The organism is Flavobacterium sp. UBA5153, from assembly GCA_002413745.1.
Taxonomy (GTDB): domain Bacteria; phylum Bacteroidota; class Bacteroidia; order Flavobacteriales; family Flavobacteriaceae; genus Flavobacterium.
Window position 1 is genome coordinate 25,740 of the sequence record DHXP01000057.1, and the last position, 19,298, is coordinate 45,037.

General features: G+C 36.5%; 17 protein-coding genes. 13 read left to right on the plus strand and 4 right to left on the minus strand.

Annotated elements, in window-relative coordinates:
- The first annotated feature begins 235 nt into the window (after positions 1–235).
- From B2145_RS10950 to B2145_RS10965, 4 genes are all read left to right on the plus strand, one after another.
- Complete coding sequence (locus B2145_RS10950; RefSeq protein ID WP_291102141.1) at positions 236–2,098, plus strand: ABC-F family ATP-binding cassette domain-containing protein; 1,863 nt, start codon at positions 236–238, stop codon at positions 2,096–2,098.
- 397 nt (positions 2,099–2,495) lie between these two features.
- On the plus strand, positions 2,496–3,338 hold the full coding sequence (locus tag B2145_RS10955; RefSeq protein ID WP_291102142.1) for an aldo/keto reductase: 843 nt from the start codon (positions 2,496–2,498) through the stop codon (positions 3,336–3,338).
- A gap of 256 nt (positions 3,339–3,594) precedes the next feature.
- Positions 3,595–4,053 carry an FKBP-type peptidyl-prolyl cis-trans isomerase gene (locus B2145_RS10960; RefSeq protein ID WP_291102143.1) on the plus strand — a complete coding sequence of 153 codons (459 nt, stop codon included), beginning with the start codon at positions 3,595–3,597 and terminating at the stop codon, positions 4,051–4,053.
- A 463-nt stretch (positions 4,054–4,516) separates the two neighbouring features.
- A complete protein-coding gene (locus B2145_RS10965) occupies positions 4,517–4,960 on the plus strand; it encodes a hypothetical protein (RefSeq protein WP_291102144.1) in 444 nt (147 codons plus the stop codon).
- Positions 4,961–5,123: 163 nt separating this feature from the next.
- Here B2145_RS10965 and B2145_RS10970 read toward each other — a convergent pair whose 3' ends face one another.
- Positions 5,124–6,671 (minus strand): SDR family NAD(P)-dependent oxidoreductase, encoded by a 1,548-nt coding sequence (locus tag B2145_RS10970; RefSeq protein ID WP_414654640.1) that lies wholly within the window; start codon positions 6,669–6,671, stop codon positions 5,124–5,126.
- Positions 6,672–6,851: 180 nt separating this feature from the next.
- On the opposite strand from B2145_RS10970, the gene B2145_RS10975 reads away from it, so the two are divergent.
- Positions 6,852–7,643, plus strand: coding sequence for an O-methyltransferase (locus tag B2145_RS10975; protein WP_291102146.1), 792 nt, complete (start codon positions 6,852–6,854; stop codon positions 7,641–7,643).
- 52 nt (positions 7,644–7,695) lie between these two features.
- Here the strand turns inward: B2145_RS10975 and B2145_RS10980 are convergent, their stop codons facing one another.
- The gene (locus B2145_RS10980) at positions 7,696–8,370 is read right to left on the minus strand and encodes a hypothetical protein (RefSeq protein WP_291102147.1); all 675 of its coding nucleotides are present in this window, start codon (positions 8,368–8,370) and stop codon (positions 7,696–7,698) included.
- A 294-nt stretch (positions 8,371–8,664) separates the two neighbouring features.
- On the opposite strand from B2145_RS10980, the gene B2145_RS10985 reads away from it, so the two are divergent.
- From B2145_RS10985 to B2145_RS11020, 8 genes are all read left to right on the plus strand, one after another.
- The gene (locus B2145_RS10985) at positions 8,665–9,351 is read left to right on the plus strand and encodes an ABC transporter ATP-binding protein (RefSeq protein WP_291102148.1); all 687 of its coding nucleotides are present in this window, start codon (positions 8,665–8,667) and stop codon (positions 9,349–9,351) included.
- A gap of 144 nt (positions 9,352–9,495) precedes the next feature.
- On the plus strand, positions 9,496–10,353 hold the full coding sequence (locus tag B2145_RS10990; RefSeq protein ID WP_291102149.1) for an ATP-grasp domain-containing protein: 858 nt from the start codon (positions 9,496–9,498) through the stop codon (positions 10,351–10,353).
- 55 nt (positions 10,354–10,408) lie between these two features.
- A complete protein-coding gene (locus B2145_RS10995) occupies positions 10,409–10,978 on the plus strand; it encodes a cob(I)yrinic acid a,c-diamide adenosyltransferase (RefSeq protein WP_291102150.1) in 570 nt (189 codons plus the stop codon).
- Between the two features lie 184 nt (positions 10,979–11,162).
- Positions 11,163–11,384, plus strand: coding sequence for a DUF2795 domain-containing protein (locus B2145_RS11000; protein WP_007138072.1), 222 nt, complete (start codon positions 11,163–11,165; stop codon positions 11,382–11,384).
- Positions 11,385–11,472: 88 nt separating this feature from the next.
- A complete protein-coding gene (secA, locus tag B2145_RS11005; RefSeq protein ID WP_291102151.1) occupies positions 11,473–14,814 on the plus strand; it encodes a preprotein translocase subunit SecA in 3,342 nt (1,113 codons plus the stop codon).
- Between the two features lie 321 nt (positions 14,815–15,135).
- Positions 15,136–16,320 carry an MFS transporter gene (locus B2145_RS11010; protein ID WP_291102153.1) on the plus strand — a complete coding sequence of 395 codons (1,185 nt, stop codon included), beginning with the start codon at positions 15,136–15,138 and terminating at the stop codon, positions 16,318–16,320.
- A gap of 92 nt (positions 16,321–16,412) precedes the next feature.
- On the plus strand, positions 16,413–17,402 hold the full coding sequence (locus B2145_RS11015; RefSeq protein ID WP_291102155.1) for an adenine-specific methyltransferase EcoRI family protein: 990 nt from the start codon (positions 16,413–16,415) through the stop codon (positions 17,400–17,402).
- A gap of 4 nt (positions 17,403–17,406) precedes the next feature.
- A complete protein-coding gene (locus tag B2145_RS11020) occupies positions 17,407–18,489 on the plus strand; it encodes a GmrSD restriction endonuclease domain-containing protein (RefSeq protein WP_291102157.1) in 1,083 nt (360 codons plus the stop codon).
- A 70-nt stretch (positions 18,490–18,559) separates the two neighbouring features.
- Here B2145_RS11020 and B2145_RS11025 read toward each other — a convergent pair whose 3' ends face one another.
- Together B2145_RS11025 and B2145_RS11030 are read right to left on the minus strand one after the other, a co-directional pair.
- Positions 18,560–18,916 (minus strand): helix-turn-helix domain-containing protein, encoded by a 357-nt coding sequence (locus B2145_RS11025; protein WP_291102159.1) that lies wholly within the window; start codon positions 18,914–18,916, stop codon positions 18,560–18,562.
- Entirely contained in the window at positions 18,913–19,248 is a 336-nt protein-coding gene (locus tag B2145_RS11030) for a type II toxin-antitoxin system HigB family toxin (protein WP_291102161.1), read from the minus strand. Before B2145_RS11030 ends, B2145_RS11025 begins: the two co-directional genes overlap by 4 nt.
- Between the last annotated feature and the right edge of the window lie 50 nt (positions 19,249–19,298).

Below are 19,298 nucleotides of genomic sequence, written 5' to 3' on the forward strand. Positions count from 1 at the left end.
TTATATTTTCATTGGAGTTCAGCGAACTTCGTTTGAAGGAAAAATCCTTTTTGTTCTTTCGTTAAGAACAAAAATATTACTTCACCAAGTTAATATTTATTTTGGTGTTCAGTGAATTTCATTTGCAACGGAAAGCGGGAAAATGCTTCAAAAATAAAACCCAAACTTTTCGCTTCAAAAACTTTAAACCTTAAAACTCTAAACAAAAACCTTACTTTTGCAAAAAATTACACTTGTGAATTACTTATCTGTTGAAAATATTTCGAAATCTTTTGGAGAGCGTACGCTTTTTAAAGACATTTCATTTGGGATTAATAAAGACCAAAAAATTGCCTTTATAGCCAAAAACGGTTCCGGAAAAACCACCATAATGAACATCATTAATGGCTTTGACGAACCTGATACAGGCCAAGTGGTGCTTAGAAAAAGTATCCGAATGGCTTTTCTATCCCAAGACAATAAATTGCAAGATGAGTTAACGATTGAGGAAAGCATTTTTGCCTCGGATAACGAGAGTTTGAAAGTGATTGAAGCCTATGAAAAAGCATTGGAAAATCCAGAAGACGAAGAAGCCTACCAAAAAGCTTTTGACGGGATGGATCAGCATAATGCTTGGGATTTTGAAACCCAATACAAACAAATTTTGTTCAAATTGAAGTTGGAAGACTTTAAATTGAAAGTAAAAAACCTTTCCGGTGGACAGAAAAAACGTTTGTCATTGGCGATTATTTTAATCAATCGTCCCGACTTGTTGATTCTGGATGAACCCACGAATCACTTGGACTTGGAGATGATTGAATGGTTGGAAAGCTATTTTTCCAAAGAAAATATCACCTTGTTTATGGTGACGCACGACCGTTTCTTCCTGGAACGTGTTTGCAACGAAATCATCGAACTCGACAACGGAAAAATATACCAATACAAAGGAAATTATTCGTATTATTTGGAGAAAAAAGAGGAACGAATCGCCTCCGAAAATTCGAGTGTGGACAAAGCCCAAAACTTGTTCGTAAAAGAACTGGAATGGATGCGCCGCCAACCCAAAGCGCGTACTTGTAAAAGCAAATCGCGTCAGGATGATTTTTATGACATCAAGGAAAAAGCACAAAGTCGCCGTCGTGAAAACGTGGTAGAACTCGAAATCAATATGGAACGAATGGGAAGCAAGATTATCGAGCTTCACAAGATTTCCAAAAAATTCAAAGAACACGTCATTTTAGACAATTTTAGTTTTGATTTTCAACGTGGTGAACGCATTGGAATCATTGGGAAAAACGGAACCGGAAAATCGACTTTTTTGAATTTATTGACGGGAACTTTACCCTTAGATTCTGGAAAAGTAGTTGTTGGAGACACCATCAAAATGGGTTATTATACCCAAAGCGGCATCAACCCAAAACCGGGTCAGCGCGTGATTGATGTCATCAAGGAATACGGAGAATTTATTCCGTTGATGAAAGGCAGATTGATTTCGGCTTCACAATTGTTGGAGCGTTTTCTTTTTGACAGCAAGAAACAATACGATTATGTAGAAAAACTGAGCGGTGGCGAGTTGAAACGTCTGTATTTATGTACGGTTTTAATCCAAAATCCGAACTTCTTGATTCTGGATGAACCGACGAATGATTTGGATATTGTGACCTTGAATGTCTTGGAAAGTTTCCTTTTGGACTATCCAGGTTGTTTGCTGGTGGTTTCGCACGACCGTTATTTTATGGATAAAATCGTTGATAATTTGTTTGTTTTTAGAGGACAGGGCGAGATAGAAAATTTCCCAGGAAACTACTCTGATTTCAGGGCTTATGAAGACAGTGCCGATGTGGCCCAAAAAGAAGACAACAAAGCCGAAAAGAAAGACTGGAAACAAAACAATCCTACCGGGAATCTAACGTTCAACGAGCAAAAGGAATTCCAGAAAACCGAAAAAGAAATCAAGGATTTGGAAATCGAAAAAGCCAAAATCGAACAGTTATTTTCCGAAGGCAAAGTGGCCGATGGCGATATCGAGAAGAAAGCCAAAGAACTGGAAAACATCATCAATAAAATCGAAGAGAAAGAGGAAAGATGGTTTGAACTGAGTGCGAAGATAGAAGGCTAGTGTATCCTTTCGACGAAAGAAACTCTAATGCAATTTCATTAAGTCAAGGGTCTATTTGTCATTTCGACGAAGGAGACCCGAGCAAAGCGAACGGACGAAGTAAATCACATTAGTTGCTCTCGTTATGTGATTTCTCCCTTTGGTCGAAATGACAAAAAAACAACCCCAACATTTTCAGCGTTACCGCTAAAAATGTTGGGGTTGTTTTTTTTTAGATAAAAAGACCATTTGATGATTTGTAAAGAATTATTTATATATTTGAAAATATATAAATACTAACGTTTATCAGACAAAGCGACCCAATTTAGGGATGACAAGTCGGATATCGTCAGACCAATCTACATGTTAGCAACCATTTGACAAAACAAACCCAAATTAAGAAATTGACTAAAAAATTATGAAAAAATTAATCTTAAATAATGGAAATAAAATACCGATAGTAGGCTTTGGAACCTATAAATCTAAGGAGCAAGAGGGAATTGAATCAGTCAGATGTGCTCTCTCCAATGGCTATCGTCTAATTGATACCGCAGCTATTTATGGGAATGAAGAAGTTGTTGGAAAAGGAATCAAAGCCAGCGGTGTTTCGAGGGAAGATCTTTTCATAACCACTAAATTATGGCGTGAAAGTTTAGGATATCAATCAACTAAAAAAGAATTTGAAAAATCCCTAAACAGACTTAATTTAGACTACATTGATTTATACTTAATACATTGGCCTGCAAATGCTAAAAACTACGTCAATTGGCAAAAAACCAATAGCGATACCTGGCGGGCAATGGAGGAATTACAAGCTGAAGGCAAAATCAAATCTATTGGTGTAAGTAATTTTTTTGAAGAACATTTAGAAGCTTTATTTCAAACAGCTAATTTGATTCCGTCAATTAATCAAATAGAATTTCATCCAGGTTATTGGCAACAAGAATTAGTAGAGTATTGCAAAAGACAAAACATAGTAGTTGAGTCATGGTCGCCTTTGGCAAGAGGCAAAGTATTTGGGAATGAAGTATTGGAGGCAATCTCCAACAAACATAACAAATCTGTTTCACAAGTATGTCTGAGATGGATTATTCAACACGATGTAATTGTCATCCCAAAATCTACATCTCCCAAAAGAATTGAAGAAAATATCAATCTGTTCGATTTTGAATTATCTACAGAAGAAATGGAGTTAATCAACAACCTTCCAGAAATGGGTTTCAGCGGGGAATTGCCTAACATCTGGCCAGACAGGACTTGAGAAAACAAAAAAAAACGGTTGCTAACAATGCATATAAAAAATAGCGGATTATGTGCTAAAACCAAAGTATAAAGATTAGTAACAAACCGAAAAGTTAGCGCATAAAAAGCCCGACCGCTCGGCTATGTCTCCACACGGTTAGCGCAGAATTGCATTCTGTGCCCACAAACACAAGCTCCAAACTTAAGCAAGCATCCCTACTTTGTACCCAAACAAATTTTACTATATTTGCCATTCGAAAAAAAATCCATTTTCTATGAAACACCTCTTATCTGCACTACTAGCCTTGACTCTTTTTATTTCTTGTTCCAAAGATAAAGGAGCAAATATTGATTATGTTGCCAAAAACGAGCAAGAAATTAGTGCTTACATTACTAAAAATAATTTAACTGCACAAAGAAGCGATATCGGTTTGTATTATGTGATTAACGATCCAGGAACTGGGGTGCAACCTACTGCAACGTCTAATGTAACCGTAGCCTATAAAGGCTATTTTACTAATGGAACCGTATTCGACCAAAGTAGTTCCGCAGGGGTTTCTTTTGGTTTGAATCAAGTTATAAAAGGCTGGACAGAAGGCATTCCTTATTTTAAAACTGGAGGTAGCGGTATTCTTTTGGTACCGGCTAGTTTAGGGTATGGAAATAATGATTACAATGGTATTCCTGGAGGCTCGGTACTTATTTTTGAGGTTAAACTAATTTCAGTGAATTAGGGGCAATAACCCCGATTGCTCGGATATACACAAATTATCTCGTGAACGATAGCGCATTCTGTGCCAACAAACGAGAGCAGTAAAAACAAGCTACAACCTTAAAAAGTTGTAGTTTTCTATTTAAAGTAGTTTGAAATTAATTGGAATGTGCACTGATTGCACCCGAGTCCCAATAAATATCGGGACGAACTGACGAAGTAAATCAGCGTTATTGGAGCCCTAGAGATATACGCGACGGTTCGCAAAAAGATGGTTTTTTGAGGCATATTTAGGGTCGGTTTTACAATTGAAGTAAAAAAAATCAATAAATAAAAAGGTTTCTTTAGAATAAAATTCTTAAATTTATAATGGCTTTTATAGATTCTATTCCAATTTAGGGAAGGAAGATGATTATTGCCATTTCTGGTATTGAGCCAGTCAATTAACTTTGAGCATATTATTATTTAACCAATACTTAGTTATCATGGAAAATTTAAGTTTAAGACCAAAAGGTGATTTTACTTGGACTGCAGAATACCAACAGTTATATATCCTGACAGAACATTGGCAGTCGGATTTGCAATTTTATAAAGATGATTTGCAATTTTTGCATCATCTTATTGACAAATATTTCATTTGGCTAACCCATAAAGAAAACCTGGACGAAATGAGAAATCTAGCATCAGGATTGTCTGAAATCAGCAAAAACTGTGATGGACTGCTTGAGAAAACGTCCAAACATCTGACCCATCTGGCCGAACTAATGGATGATCCTTTTAAATATGATTCCCATAAATTCAGAAGTGAGCATGAGGAATTAGAAAATGAGATTGCGTCCTTTATCAAAAATTTCTGGAAAATCAAAAAGGAAACCTTTGCTGTTTCGGAACAGGTTATCGAAAAAGAAGTTAAAAGGCTAAACCCTTAGACTGTTATAACCTCCCAATTGTGAGAAGTATTCATCGGGAATACTCTTCGATAGTCTCGCATCTGTGTGAAGTACCCGACTTCGTACCCTCAAACGAGAGTAATAAAAAACCACAACAAAATTTAATTCTGTTGTGGTTTTCCATTATATAAAATCATAGTTTTTACCAAGGAATCGGATTGTAATCTTTCAAAAACTTTCCGCACCAATGTTTTCCGGTATTGATTCCGTCAAACAAGGGATCCATAACCCGTGCTGCGCCATCAACAATATCCAAAGGTGGCTGGAAATCTTCTTCTTCCTGTTTCCTTTTGGCCAATTCTGCGGGATCTTCGTCGGTTACCCAACCCGTATCGACCGCATTCATAAAAATTCCATCTTTCGCCAAAGTTCCTGAAGCGGTATGTGTCAACATATTCAGGGCGGCTTTCGCCATATTGGTATGCGGATGGCGGTCTTCCTTGAAAAAACGATGAAACTTCCCTTCCATTGCCGAAACATTGATGATGTGTTTTTGTCCCGTGTTGTCTTTCTTCATCACTTCCGAAAGGCGGTTACACAAAACAAAAGGCGCCACCGAATTTACGAGTTGCACTTCGATCATTTCAGTTGTTTCAATTTGTCCGAGTTTTAATCTCCAGCTGTTGGTTTTTCGCAAATCTACTTGCTGCAAATCGGCATCGAGTTCCCCTTCCGGAAAAACCTCTTTCGCCACCAGCGCATTATCAAAACTATAAGGAATCTGGGATAATTTGGCGGAAGCCCGCAAACCAATTCCGGGTTCCGGTCCGTGCCAAGTCACCGGCATATTTTCATTGGATGAAAAACCTGTTGTCAATACTTTTAATTCATCCAAACAATTGGTGTGATCCAACAATAATTCCTGCACTTCTTTGGGCAAAGAAGCAATTGGCAGTTCTTCGTTTTCCATTAAATGCGAATAAAAACCGGCTGGTCGTCTCACGGTTTGCGCTGCGTTATTGATAAGAATGTCCAAACGTTCATATTTTTGCTCAATAAAATTGCAAAAAATCTCCACACTGGGAATATGTCGCAAATCCAATCCGTGGATTTTTAGGCGATGCTTCCATTCCAGGAAATCATCTTCTTTGGAAAACCGCAAAGCTGAATCCACCGGAAACCGAGTTGTTGCAATAACGGTTGCTCCGCCACGCAAAAGCATCAGAGTAATGTGGTATCCAATTTTTAATCGAGAGCCCGTTATCACTGCAATTTGTCCCTTTACGTCTGCCGTTTGAAAACGTTTGGCGTAATTAAAATCGCCACAATCGGTACACATTGTGTCGTAAAAGTGGTGCATTTTGGTAAACTCTGTTTTGCATACGTAACAATTTCTGGGTTTTTCTAGTTCCAACTGCTCTTTATTAACCAAATCGTGTGAAGCCAGTAATTTTGGTGCAACAAAAACACTTGCTTCACGGGCATAACGTATTCCGGTTTCCTTGCGGGCGGTTTTGTCCCTTTTTTCCATTTTGCGTTTGGCGGCTACTTTTCCGTCCTTTTTTCTGCGGGAAAACTCATCCCGATCTGGTCTGGAAAACATCCCTGCCGCTTTGAGTAATTCGGTTCTTTGTTCTTTTGGGATATCAAATATTTGGCCTGTATCCGCATTCAATTGTGCCAAAATGGCGATACATCGGTCAATTTCTGCCGAAGTTATGGCACTCTTATTCTCTATTCCTTCCGTCATCATCATAAAAAATCAATATTATTTTTGGTCAAAATACCCAAGGGCACAAATATAGTCTTTAAAGTGAGATGTGAAAAGTGAATAGCGCGAAGCGTAATACCTGGATTCTCACTATTCACTTCTCACTAATCACGCCTTATGACTTTTTCGTATCTTCGTGCCTTCTTTTCAAAAAGCCTTATGTTATTCCAAATAAAATCCTATCTAAAATTCCTCTGGAAATCCAAAAATGAACACGGAGTGCATTCGCCATTTGTGTTTAATCTGGTGACGAAATGTTTTTATGACAGAAAACCAAAACCGGAATACCCAATTTTAAAAAACTATCGGAATTCGCTTTTAGAAAATAAGAACACGATTGAAGTAACCGATTTTGGTGCAGGTTCCAAAGTTTTCAAATCCAATACAAGACAAATTGCCCAGATTGCCAAAACCGCCGGAATTATCCGAAAACGTGCCGAATTGTTGTTTCGAATTGTCAATTATTTTCAGCCAGAAAGCATTCTGGAAATAGGAACTTCATTAGGATTAGCAACTTCTGCCCTAGCCTTGGGATCCCGAAGTCTCGGGACAAAAGCAAAAATAATTACACTCGAAGGTTGTCCAGAAACGGCAAAAACAGCTCAGGATCATTTCGGAAAATTTGGTTTAGCCAATGTAAATTCCGTTGTAACCGAATTCAATAGTTATTTGAGCAACTTTAAACCTCAAACTTTAAACTTTAAACTCATCTACTTCGACGGCAACCATTCAAAAACCGCCACTTTAGATTATTTTGAGCTTTTATTGCCCACAATTACTAATGATTCCGTTTGGATTTTTGATGATATTCATTGGTCAAAAGATATGGAAGAAGCTTGGGAAATCATAAAAACCCATCCAAAAGTAACCGTAACGATCGATACTTTTCAGTGGGGATTGGTGTTTTTTAGAAGAGAACAACCCAAAGAACATTTTGTGATTCGGGTGTAAAAAAAAACGACAGCCATTGCTGACTGTCATTTCTCCTTAAATTAGTATTTATTTATTGTTTTGCTTTTTTCATTTCGGCTGATTTGGCTCCTATTCTGTTGATTTTAAACATGGGCGCAAATTTGAATTTTATAGACGCAATTTTACCATTATCTTCAGAGGACAAACCTTCTTTTTCAACTGTGTTTTTTCTGCTATCTAATCCTTCATACAACACCTTTACTTCATCATAATCTTCTCTCGAAAAATTATTTTTATTGTCTTTATACGATTGAAAAAAAGCATCGTATACTTTCAAAATATTATTTTTATTTACCCAACTAAAATTCATATCATCACCTACTTTTCCTTCGCCAAAAAGAATATTTCTTAATTTTTGTTTTGGTCCAACAGCAACAACAACCGTTTTTTGGGCAATCCTATCGGCTTCTACTTTCGCTTTTAGTTCGGCATATTTAGCTCTACTTGCATTGATTTTTTCTTGTGCTTTGTCAGCATCTTTTAAATTTGCAAGAGCGGCATCGGCTTCACTACTTCTCATTTCATAAGAAGCATTAATTGCCACCCAATTTTGTTTAGCATCCTGAGCAGGAATATTTCCTAATGAATCTACATAAACGACGTAGGTGTTAACCTTTTTCTCTGCCTGTGTTTCTTTCTCATCCTTACAAGATGTAAATCCTAAAGCGACTACCGCTATTCCTAAAAATAATTTTGAACTTTTCATAATTTTATGGTTTTAAATATTATTTAAGTAAATGTAATTCAACAATATAGCTATTCAATTTTAATCCAAAAATTATGAAACAAATCAAATTAATTGTGAAACAAAACAGTCTTTAATTGCTTTTTAGCTACAATTAAAATAAAATCAATCCTTATTTTTCATTCAAAAAACCCATTCCAATTGCTGCAAGGCATATTTTAAAAATAACACTTTGTAACAAAAATCTATTTTAAACTACTTATGATTAATTCAAAAGTCTTTTGTACTTTTAAAATCTAAAAAATTCTATTTCAAATGTCAAAACCATTAATAAAAATAACCAACATCAAGCGTGATTTTGTTCTAGGTGACGAAATCGTTTATGTGCTAAAAGGCATTGATTTAGAAATAAACAAAGGCGAATATGTAGCGCTTATGGGGCCTTCTGGGTCAGGAAAATCAACTTTAATGAACCTTTTGGGATGTTTGGACACGCCCACTTCCGGAACCTATATTTTGAACGGAAAAGACGTGAGTCAGATGCACGATGATGAATTGGCCGAAATTCGCAATAAAGAAATAGGTTTTGTTTTCCAAACTTTCAACCTTTTGCCAAGAACGACCGCATTAGACAACGTCGCCTTACCGTTGATTTATGCAGGATTTTCTAAATCCGAAAGAAAAGCGAGAGCCATCAAGGTCTTGGAACAGGTAAATTTAGGAGACCGAATGGATCACCAGCCCAACCAACTTTCCGGCGGGCAACGTCAACGTGTGGCCATTGCAAGAGCGTTGGTAAACAATCCATCCATTATTTTAGCCGATGAACCCACGGGAAATTTGGACAGTAAAACATCCGAAGAAATCATGAAACTTTTTGTAGACATTCATAGCAACGGCAATACCATAATTGTTGTTACCCACGAGGAAGAAATTGCAGCTTATGCCCATAGAATCATCCGTTTGCGTGACGGAATGATCGAGAGTGACACCACTAAATAATTTTTTTCGGGAGCTATTTCCGCCTTTCCACTTGTATCTTTTTCTTTTTTTAAAGAAAAAAAAGAAAAAGGATACCGTTTCAATCCGGGCTAAAAAAATCGTTTTCAAAACAAAATTCATTAATTTACTATATCCTATTTCAAAATGAAAATCGCTTTACTTACCTGCGAAAAACTTCCTGATTTAAATCCAGAAGACCAAAAATTAATTCCGGAATTAGCGAAACACAATATTACCGCAACAGCGGTAATTTGGGATGACAAAACCATTAATTGGAGCGATTTTGATTATTTGATTTTTCGCAATATCTGGGATTATTTTGAAAAAGAAACCAAGTTTAATATTTGGCTTGAACAAATAGAAAAACTAGGGATTAAAACCCTAAATACTATTGATATTATCAAACAAAATAAACACAAATTCTATTTGCGTGAATTAGAAAAGCAAGGGATTTCTATTCTGCCTACCCTTTTCATTGAAAAAACAAATAATCTTCAAGTCGAATCAATAATTCCGAATCATTGGGAAAAAGCGGTTTTAAAACCGGCATTTTCTGCGGGTTCGTATTTGACCGAAGTTTTTGAAGTAGCAGACATTCAAGAAATAAACGAAAAATATAAAACCATATCCCAAGAAAAAGAATTGCTTTTACAGGAGTTTATGCCGCAAATTCAAACATTGGGAGAAACCTCTTTCATTTTTTTTAATAAAAAATTCTCTCATGCTGTAAACAAAAAGCCGGTTGACGGAGATTTTAGGGTGCAAACGCTATTTGGAGGAAAATATAATTTGGTTCAACCTGGTCAGGAACTGATTGAAAAAGCTCAAAAAGTGATCGATACATTTCCTGACAAATTATTATATGCAAGAGTAGACGGAATTGTCATAGAAAATGAATTGCACTTAATGGAAGTTGAATGTATCGAACCAGATTTGTATTTTGATCTCAGCGAAGGCTCGATTGAAAGATTTGTCGCATCAATAGTGGAATTAATATATTAAATTTGTTTCCCTGTTTTCAAACAACCGAATCGACAGATCACCAAATAAACTACAAATGAAAGTATATACAAAAACCGGAGATAAAGGAATAACAGCCCTTTTTGGAGGAACTCGAGTCCCAAAAGACCATATTCGCATAGAAAGTTATGGCACTGTTGATGAATTGAACTCCTATATTGGGTTAATTCGCGACCAAGAAATGAATCCGCATTATAAAAAAATACTGATAGAAATCCAGGATCGATTGTTTACCGTGGGTGCCATTCTCGCCACTCCGCCCGAAAAAGAAGTGTTGAAAAGCGGTGAACATCGTTTACAAAATCTCGGAATTTCAGAAAGTGACATCGAGTTGCTGGAAAACGAAATCGATACTATGGAGGATGCACTGCCGCCAATGACGCATTTTGTTTTACCTGGCGGACATACCACCGTGTCATATTGTCATATTGCCCGTTGTGTTTGCCGCCGTGCAGAAAGATTGGCTGTCCATTTAGACCACAATGAACCTATTGATGGACTTGTAATCAAATATCTCAACCGCCTTTCTGACTACCTTTTTGTATTGGCACGAAAGTTGTCATCAGACCTGCAAGCGGAAGAAATAAAATGGATTCCGAGGAAATAGTTGGCAGTATTCAGTGTTAAGTTTGCAGTGAAAAACTGAACACTATCTCTCGACTGCGCTCGAGATGACAACCGAATAATGAACACTAAAAAAAACGTTCTTAACTTTAATAAAAAATAAATGAATTTTTACTTGTCTTATTCAGTAAAAAATTTATTTTTGCACAAAACTAAACAGACAAAAGATGTATTGGACATTAGAATTAGCATCCTATTTAAGTGATGCGCCGTGGCCTGCTAACAAAGATGAACTTATCGACTACGCTATTAGAGCTGGAGCCCCATTAGAAGTAGTGGAAAACCTACAATCTATAGAGGATGAAGGGGAGATATATGAATCGATGGAAGAAATTTGGCCGGATTATCCTACTGACGAAGATTATCTTTGGAATGAGGATGAATATTAAAAAAATATCTCAAGAAAAAAGTCTCAAAAGAGGCTTTTTTTTTGTTTAAATTTACACACTTTTATAAAAATAGAAATACAAACATATTATGAGTTTCATAAACAGCATACTTAAAGTCTTTGTTGGAGATAAATCACAAAAGGATGTAAAGGCTTTACAACCCTATTTAACCAAAATTAAAACTTTTGAAAGTGGCTTAGCAGCATTGTCTCACGATGAACTGCGCGCCAGAACAGCCTTTTTTAAAGAAAAAATAAAACAAGCTCGCTCTGAGAAAGACGCGAAAATTACTTCTCTTCAGCTGGAGGCCGAAAGTATCGAAGACATTGATAAACGGGAAGATATATACTTGGCTGTCGATGCATTGGAAAAAGAAGCCTATGATATTTCGGAAAAAACGTTGTTGGAAATTCTTCCGGAGGCTTTTGCCGTGGTAAAAGAAACCGCAAGACGATTTAAAGAAAATACCCAGGTAAAAGTAACAGCAACTGCTAAAGATCGTGAACTTTCGGCTACCAAAAGCTACATAACCCTTGATGGGGACAATGCCTTTTGGTCCAATTCATGGAATGCGGCAGGGAAGCAAATTACTTGGGACATGATTCACTACGATGTCCAGTTGATTGGTGGAATGGTTTTGCACGAAGGTAAAATTGCCGAAATGCAAACAGGTGAAGGAAAAACATTGGTGGCAACTTTGCCTCTTTATTTGAATGCCTTAACCGGAAACGGCGTGCATTTGGTAACCGTAAATGATTACTTGGCCAAACGTGACAGCACTTGGAAAGCGCCATTATTCGAATTTCACGGTTTGACCGTGGATTGTATCGACAATCACCAACCCAATTCTGAAGGAAGAAAAAAAGCTTATGATTCTGATATTACTTACGGAACAAACAACGAGTTTGGTTTCGATTATTTAAGGGATAATATGGCACATTCGCCTGATGATTTGGTTCAAAGAAAACACAATTATGCCATTGTCGATGAGGTCGATTCGGTTTTGATTGATGATGCCCGTACACCATTAATTATATCCGGTCCAGTGCCGCAAGGTGACCGACACGAATTTATCGAGTTGAAACCAAAAATCGAAAACTTGGTGAGTTTGCAAAGACAATTGGCCAACGGCTTTTTATCGGAAGCAAAAAAATTAATCAAGGAAGGCAACACCAAAGATGGTGGTTTTATATTATTGAGAGCTTACAGAGCTTTGCCAAAAAACAAGGCGTTAATCAAGTTTTTGAGTGAGGAAGGAATTAAACAATTGCTTCAAAAAACCGAAAATCAATACATGCAGGACAACAATCGCGAAATGCCAAAAGTGGATGAAGCTTTGTATTTTGTAATTGAAGAAAAAAACAATCAGGTAGAATTGTCCGATAACGGAATTCAATTTCTTTCGGGAGATACAGACAGTGACTTTTTTGTTCTTCCGGATATTGGAACCGAAATTGCCGCAATCGAAAAGAAAAACTTAGGGAAGGATGCCGAGGCCGAAGAAAAAGAAAAATTATTTCAGGATTTCGGAATCAAAAGCGAGCGCATCCATACTTTGACACAGCTTCTAAAAGCCTATACCCTTTTTGAAAAAGACGTCGAATATGTTATTATGGACAACAAGATCATGATTGTCGATGAGCAAACCGGTCGTATTATGGATGGTCGCCGTTATTCTGATGGTTTGCACCAAGCCATTGAAGCCAAGGAAAACGTAAAAATCGAAGACGCAACCCAAACTTTCGCAACGGTTACCTTACAGAATTATTTCAGAATGTACAGCAAATTAGCCGGTATGACTGGAACAGCTGTTACTGAAGCTGGTGAGTTATGGCAAATATATAAATTAGATGTTGTAGAAATTCCTACTAACAGACCGATGATTCGTGAGGACAAAGAAGATTTTATTTATAAAACCACTCGCGAAAAATTCAATGCCGTAATCGAGGATGTAACCGAATTATCGAAAGCGGGAAGACCAGTTTTAATTGGTACAACATCGGTGGAGATTTCGGAATTATTGAGCCGAATGCTAAAAATGCGCGGGGTGAACCACAACGTTTTGAATGCAAAAATGCACAAACAAGAGGCACAAATTGTTGAAGAAGCAGGAAAACCAGGAGTGGTGACCATTGCCACCAATATGGCGGGCCGTGGAACGGATATCAAACTTACCCCGGAAGTGAAAGCTGCCGGTGGTTTGGCAATTGTTGGTACGGAACGTCACGATTCGCGTCGTGTTGACCGTCAGTTACGTGGTCGTGCAGGTCGTCAAGGTGACCCGGGAAGTTCCCAGTTTTATGTTTCTCTTGAAGACAACCTAATGCGTTTATTTGGTTCCGAAAGGGTGGCAAAAGTGATGGACAGAATGGGATTGCAGGAAGGTGAAGTTATCCAGCATTCGATGATGACCAAATCTATCGAACGAGCGCAGAAAAAAGTGGAAGAAAACAATTTTGGTGTTCGTAAACGTTTATTGGAATATGATGACGTAATGAATGCGCAACGTGAGGTGGTTTACAAACGCCGTCGTCACGCATTGTTTGGAGAACGCTTGAAACTGGACATTGCCAATATGTTGTACGACACTTGTGATTTAATTGTAAATGACAACAAAATGTCGAATGATTTCAATAATTTTGAATTCGAATTGATTCGTTATTTCTCCATCACATCCCCAGTTTCCGAAAGTGATTTCAATAAGTTGACTGAAATAGAATTGACCGGAAAAGTGTATAAAGCCGCCTTGGCATTTTATACCGATAAAACCGAACGCAGCGCCAGAGAAGCCTTTCCAATCATCAAAAATGTTTACGAAGACAAACACAACCAATTCGAGCGTATCGTGGTTCCGTTTACCGATGGAATCAAATCCTTGAATGTGGTTACTGATTTGAAAAAAGCCTACGATTCTAAAGGAAACCAATTGGTTGCCGATTTCGAGAAAAACATCACTTTGGCCATTGTGGATGAAGCTTGGAAAAAGCATTTACGCAAAATGGATGAGCTAAAACAATCGGTTCAACTGGCAGTTCACGAACAAAAAGACCCTTTACTTATCTACAAATTTGAAGCCTTCGAATTGTTCAGTTCTATGTTGAATGGCATAAACAAAGAGGTGATTTCGTTCTTGTTCAAAGGCGATTTGCCTCAGCAAACTGAACCGGCAATTCAAGAAGCAAAAGAAGTTCGCCAAAAGGAAAATTATAAAACCAGTAAAGACGAAATTGTAAGTAGTGAAAGTGCCAATCGTGAAGCTGGAGAAACCCAACAACGCCAAGTTACGGAAACCATTGTTCGCGATGCTCCAAAAATCAATCGTAACGATACGGTAACAATACAAAATGTGGCCAATGGACAAACACAAGAAATGAAGTACAAGAAAGCCGAAAGTTTGATAGCCAACGGAACTTGGGTTTTAGTTTCTTAAAGTTCCATTCTGTCATTGCGAGGAACGTAGCAATCTTATCCTCAATTACGAAAGTAGTTGGGGATTTTTTTTTACATTTGAGTAGAATACAAAAACAAACTGTGAATCCAAATAATACCATCTTAGGTTTATTTTACTGGAATAAATACGTCGTCTATTTGTCATTCCGACGAAGGAGGAATCTCCATAACGAGAGCAACAAACAGAGATTCCTCCTTCGTCGGGCACGAGCAAAGCGAACTGGCGAAGCAATGACAAAATAATAAAAAGTATTCCAATAAATTTTAAGATAAATAGCATAAATAACAAAAAACCCTAGCCTTGAAAAACATCACGCGCACCGTTTGGATTTTATCATTCGTAAGTCTGTTTACGGATATGGCAAGTGAAATGCTGTATCCAATAATGCCCATCTATTTGAAAACCATCGGTTTTTCGATTGTGCTTATCGGGATTCTTGAAGGCGTTGCCGAAGCTGTAGCTGGACTAAGCAAAGGTTATTTCGGCAAACTTTCCGACAATTCAGGAAAACGGGTTCCTTTTGTGCGAATTGGCTATACTTTCAGCGCTCTTTCGAAACCAATGATGGCGTTTTTCGTCTATCCGCTTTGGATTTTCTTTGCAAGAACGATGGATCGCATTGGAAAAGGAATACGAACCGGCGCAAGAGACGCCATTCTTTCGGACGAAGCCACTCCCGAAACCAAAGGAAAGGTTTTTGGTTTTCATCGTTCTATGGACACTATGGGCGCCGTTTTGGGACCATTATTAGCTTTACTCTACCTCTATTTTTATCCGAAAGATTACAAAACATTATTTTACATTGCCTTTTTTCCGGGTCTTTTGGCCATTTTGGCTTCCTTTCTTCTCAAAGACAAAAACAATACACCGCCAAAAGAGAATACATCGGCTTCCTTTTTAGCCTCCTTCAACTATTGGAAAGACAGTCCCGTAATGTACCGCAAAGTCGTGATTGGCTTATTGGCTTTTGCCTTATTCAATAGCTCGGACGTTTTTTTGTTGTTGAAAGCCAAACAATCCGGATTAAGCGACACCTTGGTCATTGGAATTTACATTTTTTACAACTTGGTTTATGCGCTGAGTTCTTTCCCGATTGGGATTCTGGCGGACAAAATTGGATTAAAAAAGACGTTCATTTCTGGACTGTCACTATTCATAATCGTGTATTTAGGAATGGGTTCGAGCACGAATGGTTACGTTTTGATTGGACTCTTTTTGCTTTACGGAATTTACGCTGCCGCCACGGAAGGCATTGCCAAAGCTTGGATCAGCAACATCACCGACAAAAAAGACACGGCAACGGCAATAGGAACTTACGCTGGGTTTCAGAGCATTTGCACGATGCTGGCAAGTTCCTTGGCGGGATTGATTTGGTATCGATTTGGAGCAAGCGAAACCTTTATGGTAACGGGAATTGCAACGATTTTGATCCTGTTTTATTTTGTGTTTTGGGTTAAGTTGAAAGTGGAGAAAGAGACGGAATAGTGAACTTTAATAAGCTGAATTTAATTAGTATTTAACTATATTAGCGGAATAATAGGACAATCATCAACCTAATTAAAATGAATATATAATAAATGGAAAATAAGTCTTCTAATAAAAATTTACACTCCGCAAAGACATCTAAAAAAGATGAGTTTTATACTCAACTTTCTGATATAGAAAAAGAATTAAGACATTATAAAGAACACTTTAAAGGAAAAGTAGTTTTTTGTAACTGTGATGACCCGAGAGTAAGCAATTTTTTTCATTATTTTTCTTATAATTTTGAAAATTTAGGTTTGAAAAAATTGATTGCCACTTGTTATAAAAGCCAAGATATGGACTTGTTTAGCGAAAACAAATCTGAAAAAGCTATTTATTTAGAATATACAGGTGACAAAAACGGAGATAACATACCTAATCCAGAAGAAATTGGCATAAAACGCTTAAAAGGCGATGGAGATTTCCGTAGTAAAGAATGTATTGAACTTTTAAAAGAAGCAGACATTGTGGTTACCAATCCGCCATTTTCATTATTCAGAGAATATGTTGCACAATTAATGGAATATGATAAAAAATTTATAATTGTTGGACATCAAAACTCAATTACATATAAGGAAATTTTTAGATTAATTAAATTCAATAAAGTTTGGCTAGGTTATGGATTTAATCGCAATATGGCACATTTTATAAACAAACATTATGTTGATTATGCATCAGATACCGACCATAAAGAAGGAATGATTAGAGTTTCAGGAATTGTTTGGTTCACTAATTTAGATACAAAAAAACGCCACGAAGATTTAATTCTTTATCAAAAATATTATGATAATGAAAGTACATATCCTAAATATGACAATTTTGATGCAATAAATGTAGATAAAACAAAAGATATTCCATACGATTATGATGGAATAATAGGTGTTCCAATAACTTTTATTGACAAATATAATCCTGATCAATTTGAAATTATAGGACATATGGCAACCACAAAAATAGATGATTTAAATTTTGGTTATCCTTATATAAATGGTAATAAAATTTATGCTCGCATCCTTATCAAAAATAAAAAAGTAGCAAGTTGAAAATATGAAAATAGAACTCAAAGAAATTACAATAAGAGAAGTTTCGAACAGATATATAAATGACAACGAAGAAGGAGTTGTTGGCTTTGGTGGTAAACTAAACATTCGCCCAAAATATCAAAGAGAATTTGTTTACAAAGACAAACAAAGAGATTCCGTAATTGAAACTGTCCAAAAGGACTTCCCATTAAACGTAATGTATTGGGTCAAAAATGAAGATGACACTTATGAAGTTTTAGATGGACAACAAAGAACCATCAGTATCTGCGAATATGTAACAGGCACTTTTTCGTTAAACGCTATGTACATTCACAACCTTACCGATGTAGAAAAAGACCAAATATTGGACTATAAACTAATGGTTTATTTTTGCGAAGGCGATGACAAGGAAAAACTAGACTGGTTTAAAACCATCAACATAGCTGGAGAAAAACTAACTGACCAAGAATTAAGAAACGCAATTTATACAGGAACTTGGTTGACGGATGCCAAAAGATATTTCAGCAAATCAGGTTGTCCAGCCTATAATATCGGAAACGATTATATGACAGGTTCACCAATTCGTCAAGACTATTTAGAAACTGCAATTAGTTGGTTAAGCAATGGCAACATTGAGCAGTATATGGCAGTAAACCAACACAAGCCAAATGCTAATGAATTGTGGTTGTATTTTCAAACCGTTATCAATTGGATAAAAGTTGTTTTTCCAAAATATCGCAGAGAAATGAAAGGTGTTTCGTTCGGAAATTTATACAATAAATTCAAAGACACAGCATTCGATTCTAAAAAATTGGAAGAAGAAATAACCCATTTAATGCAAGACGAAGATGTTACAAAAAAGTCAGGAATTTATGAATATGTCATAACTAGAAACGAAAAATATTTAAGTATTCGCGCCTTTACAGACAAGCAAAAAAGAGAATCCTACGAAAGACAAAAAGGAATTTGTACCAAATGTCAAGAACATTTTGAACTTAACGAAATGGAAGCTGACCACATTACACCTTGGCACGAAGGAGGAAGGTCAACTGCTGAAAACTGCCAAATGTTATGTAAAAACGATAATAGAACAAAATCTGGAAAATAAAAACAACATATAACAACGATAGCTGTTGCTTACAAACTATCTAAAAACTACATAGAAAATCAGAAACCATTTAAACGCTGTGCAGAAAAACTTCAGCTGGAATACTAAAATAATCCTTCAATTTTTGCGCCATTTTTAAGGTTATCTCTCGTTTTCCGGAAAGAATTGCAGAAACGTGTCCTTTGCTTCCTATTATGGGCTCAAGATCCTTGGCTTTCAACCCCATTTCTTTCATTTTATATTTTATAACTTCCAATGCATCAAGCTCTGGTAATTGATACTGTTTTTCATCGTAATCTTTTATCAAAACCAATAGTAAATCTAACTCATCACCCTCTGGCGTGTTCGGTTCTGCGTGGAATATTTCCATCAATCGCATTGAAGCGGTATTGTAATCTTCATCCGTTTTTAATACTTTCCAATTCATGATTCTATTTTTTTATCGGTTAAGATTGTCGTATCAAAAGCAACAGTTTCAACATTAATCTTGTCATAAGCTGTATGCGTTCCAAACCAAATTACATAGCAAGCCGTTTGCACAAAATTGATTGAAACCACCAATCGAAAATCATTTCCTTTTATATTGAAAACAACTCTGTCATTATTTACGATACTTGCGTTTCCATATACTTTTTTGAGTTCATTAAAATTGCTAAATTCTAATTTTGAAAACTCATTATACCAAATTAATAATGGCGTTTCAGCCATTGGATATTTTTTGATATAATATAAAATCGTTTTCTTTACAAGGATTTTCATAAGCAAATGTAATTAAAAGTTTTCAATTTGCAAACTAAATTATTTATCGA

Excerpts from the sequence above, each read along its gene's own strand:
- B2145_RS10955 (WP_291102142.1), top strand. The coding sequence starts at position 2,496 with ATGAAAAAATTAATCTTAAATAATGGAAATAAAATACCGATAGTAGGC.
- B2145_RS10960 (WP_291102143.1), top strand. The coding sequence starts at position 3,595 with ATGAAACACCTCTTATCTGCACTACTAGCCTTGACTCTTTTTATTTCT.
- B2145_RS10965 (WP_291102144.1), top strand. The coding sequence starts at position 4,517 with ATGGAAAATTTAAGTTTAAGACCAAAAGGTGATTTTACTTGGACTGCA.
- B2145_RS10970 (WP_414654640.1), bottom strand. The coding sequence starts at position 6,671 with ATGACGGAAGGAATAGAGAATAAGAGTGCCATAACTTCGGCAGAAATT.
- B2145_RS10975 (WP_291102146.1), top strand. The coding sequence starts at position 6,852 with ATGTTATTCCAAATAAAATCCTATCTAAAATTCCTCTGGAAATCCAAA.
- B2145_RS10980 (WP_291102147.1), bottom strand. The coding sequence starts at position 8,370 with ATGAAAAGTTCAAAATTATTTTTAGGAATAGCGGTAGTCGCTTTAGGA.
- B2145_RS10985 (WP_291102148.1), top strand. The coding sequence starts at position 8,665 with ATGTCAAAACCATTAATAAAAATAACCAACATCAAGCGTGATTTTGTT.
- B2145_RS10990 (WP_291102149.1), top strand. The coding sequence starts at position 9,496 with ATGAAAATCGCTTTACTTACCTGCGAAAAACTTCCTGATTTAAATCCA.
- B2145_RS10995 (WP_291102150.1), top strand. The coding sequence starts at position 10,409 with ATGAAAGTATATACAAAAACCGGAGATAAAGGAATAACAGCCCTTTTT.
- B2145_RS11000 (WP_007138072.1), top strand. The coding sequence starts at position 11,163 with ATGTATTGGACATTAGAATTAGCATCCTATTTAAGTGATGCGCCGTGG.
- secA (WP_291102151.1), top strand. The coding sequence starts at position 11,473 with ATGAGTTTCATAAACAGCATACTTAAAGTCTTTGTTGGAGATAAATCA.
- B2145_RS11015 (WP_291102155.1), top strand. The coding sequence starts at position 16,413 with ATGGAAAATAAGTCTTCTAATAAAAATTTACACTCCGCAAAGACATCT.
- B2145_RS11020 (WP_291102157.1), top strand. The coding sequence starts at position 17,407 with ATGAAAATAGAACTCAAAGAAATTACAATAAGAGAAGTTTCGAACAGA.
- B2145_RS11025 (WP_291102159.1), bottom strand. The coding sequence starts at position 18,916 with ATGAATTGGAAAGTATTAAAAACGGATGAAGATTACAATACCGCTTCA.
- B2145_RS11030 (WP_291102161.1), bottom strand. The coding sequence starts at position 19,248 with ATGAAAATCCTTGTAAAGAAAACGATTTTATATTATATCAAAAAATAT.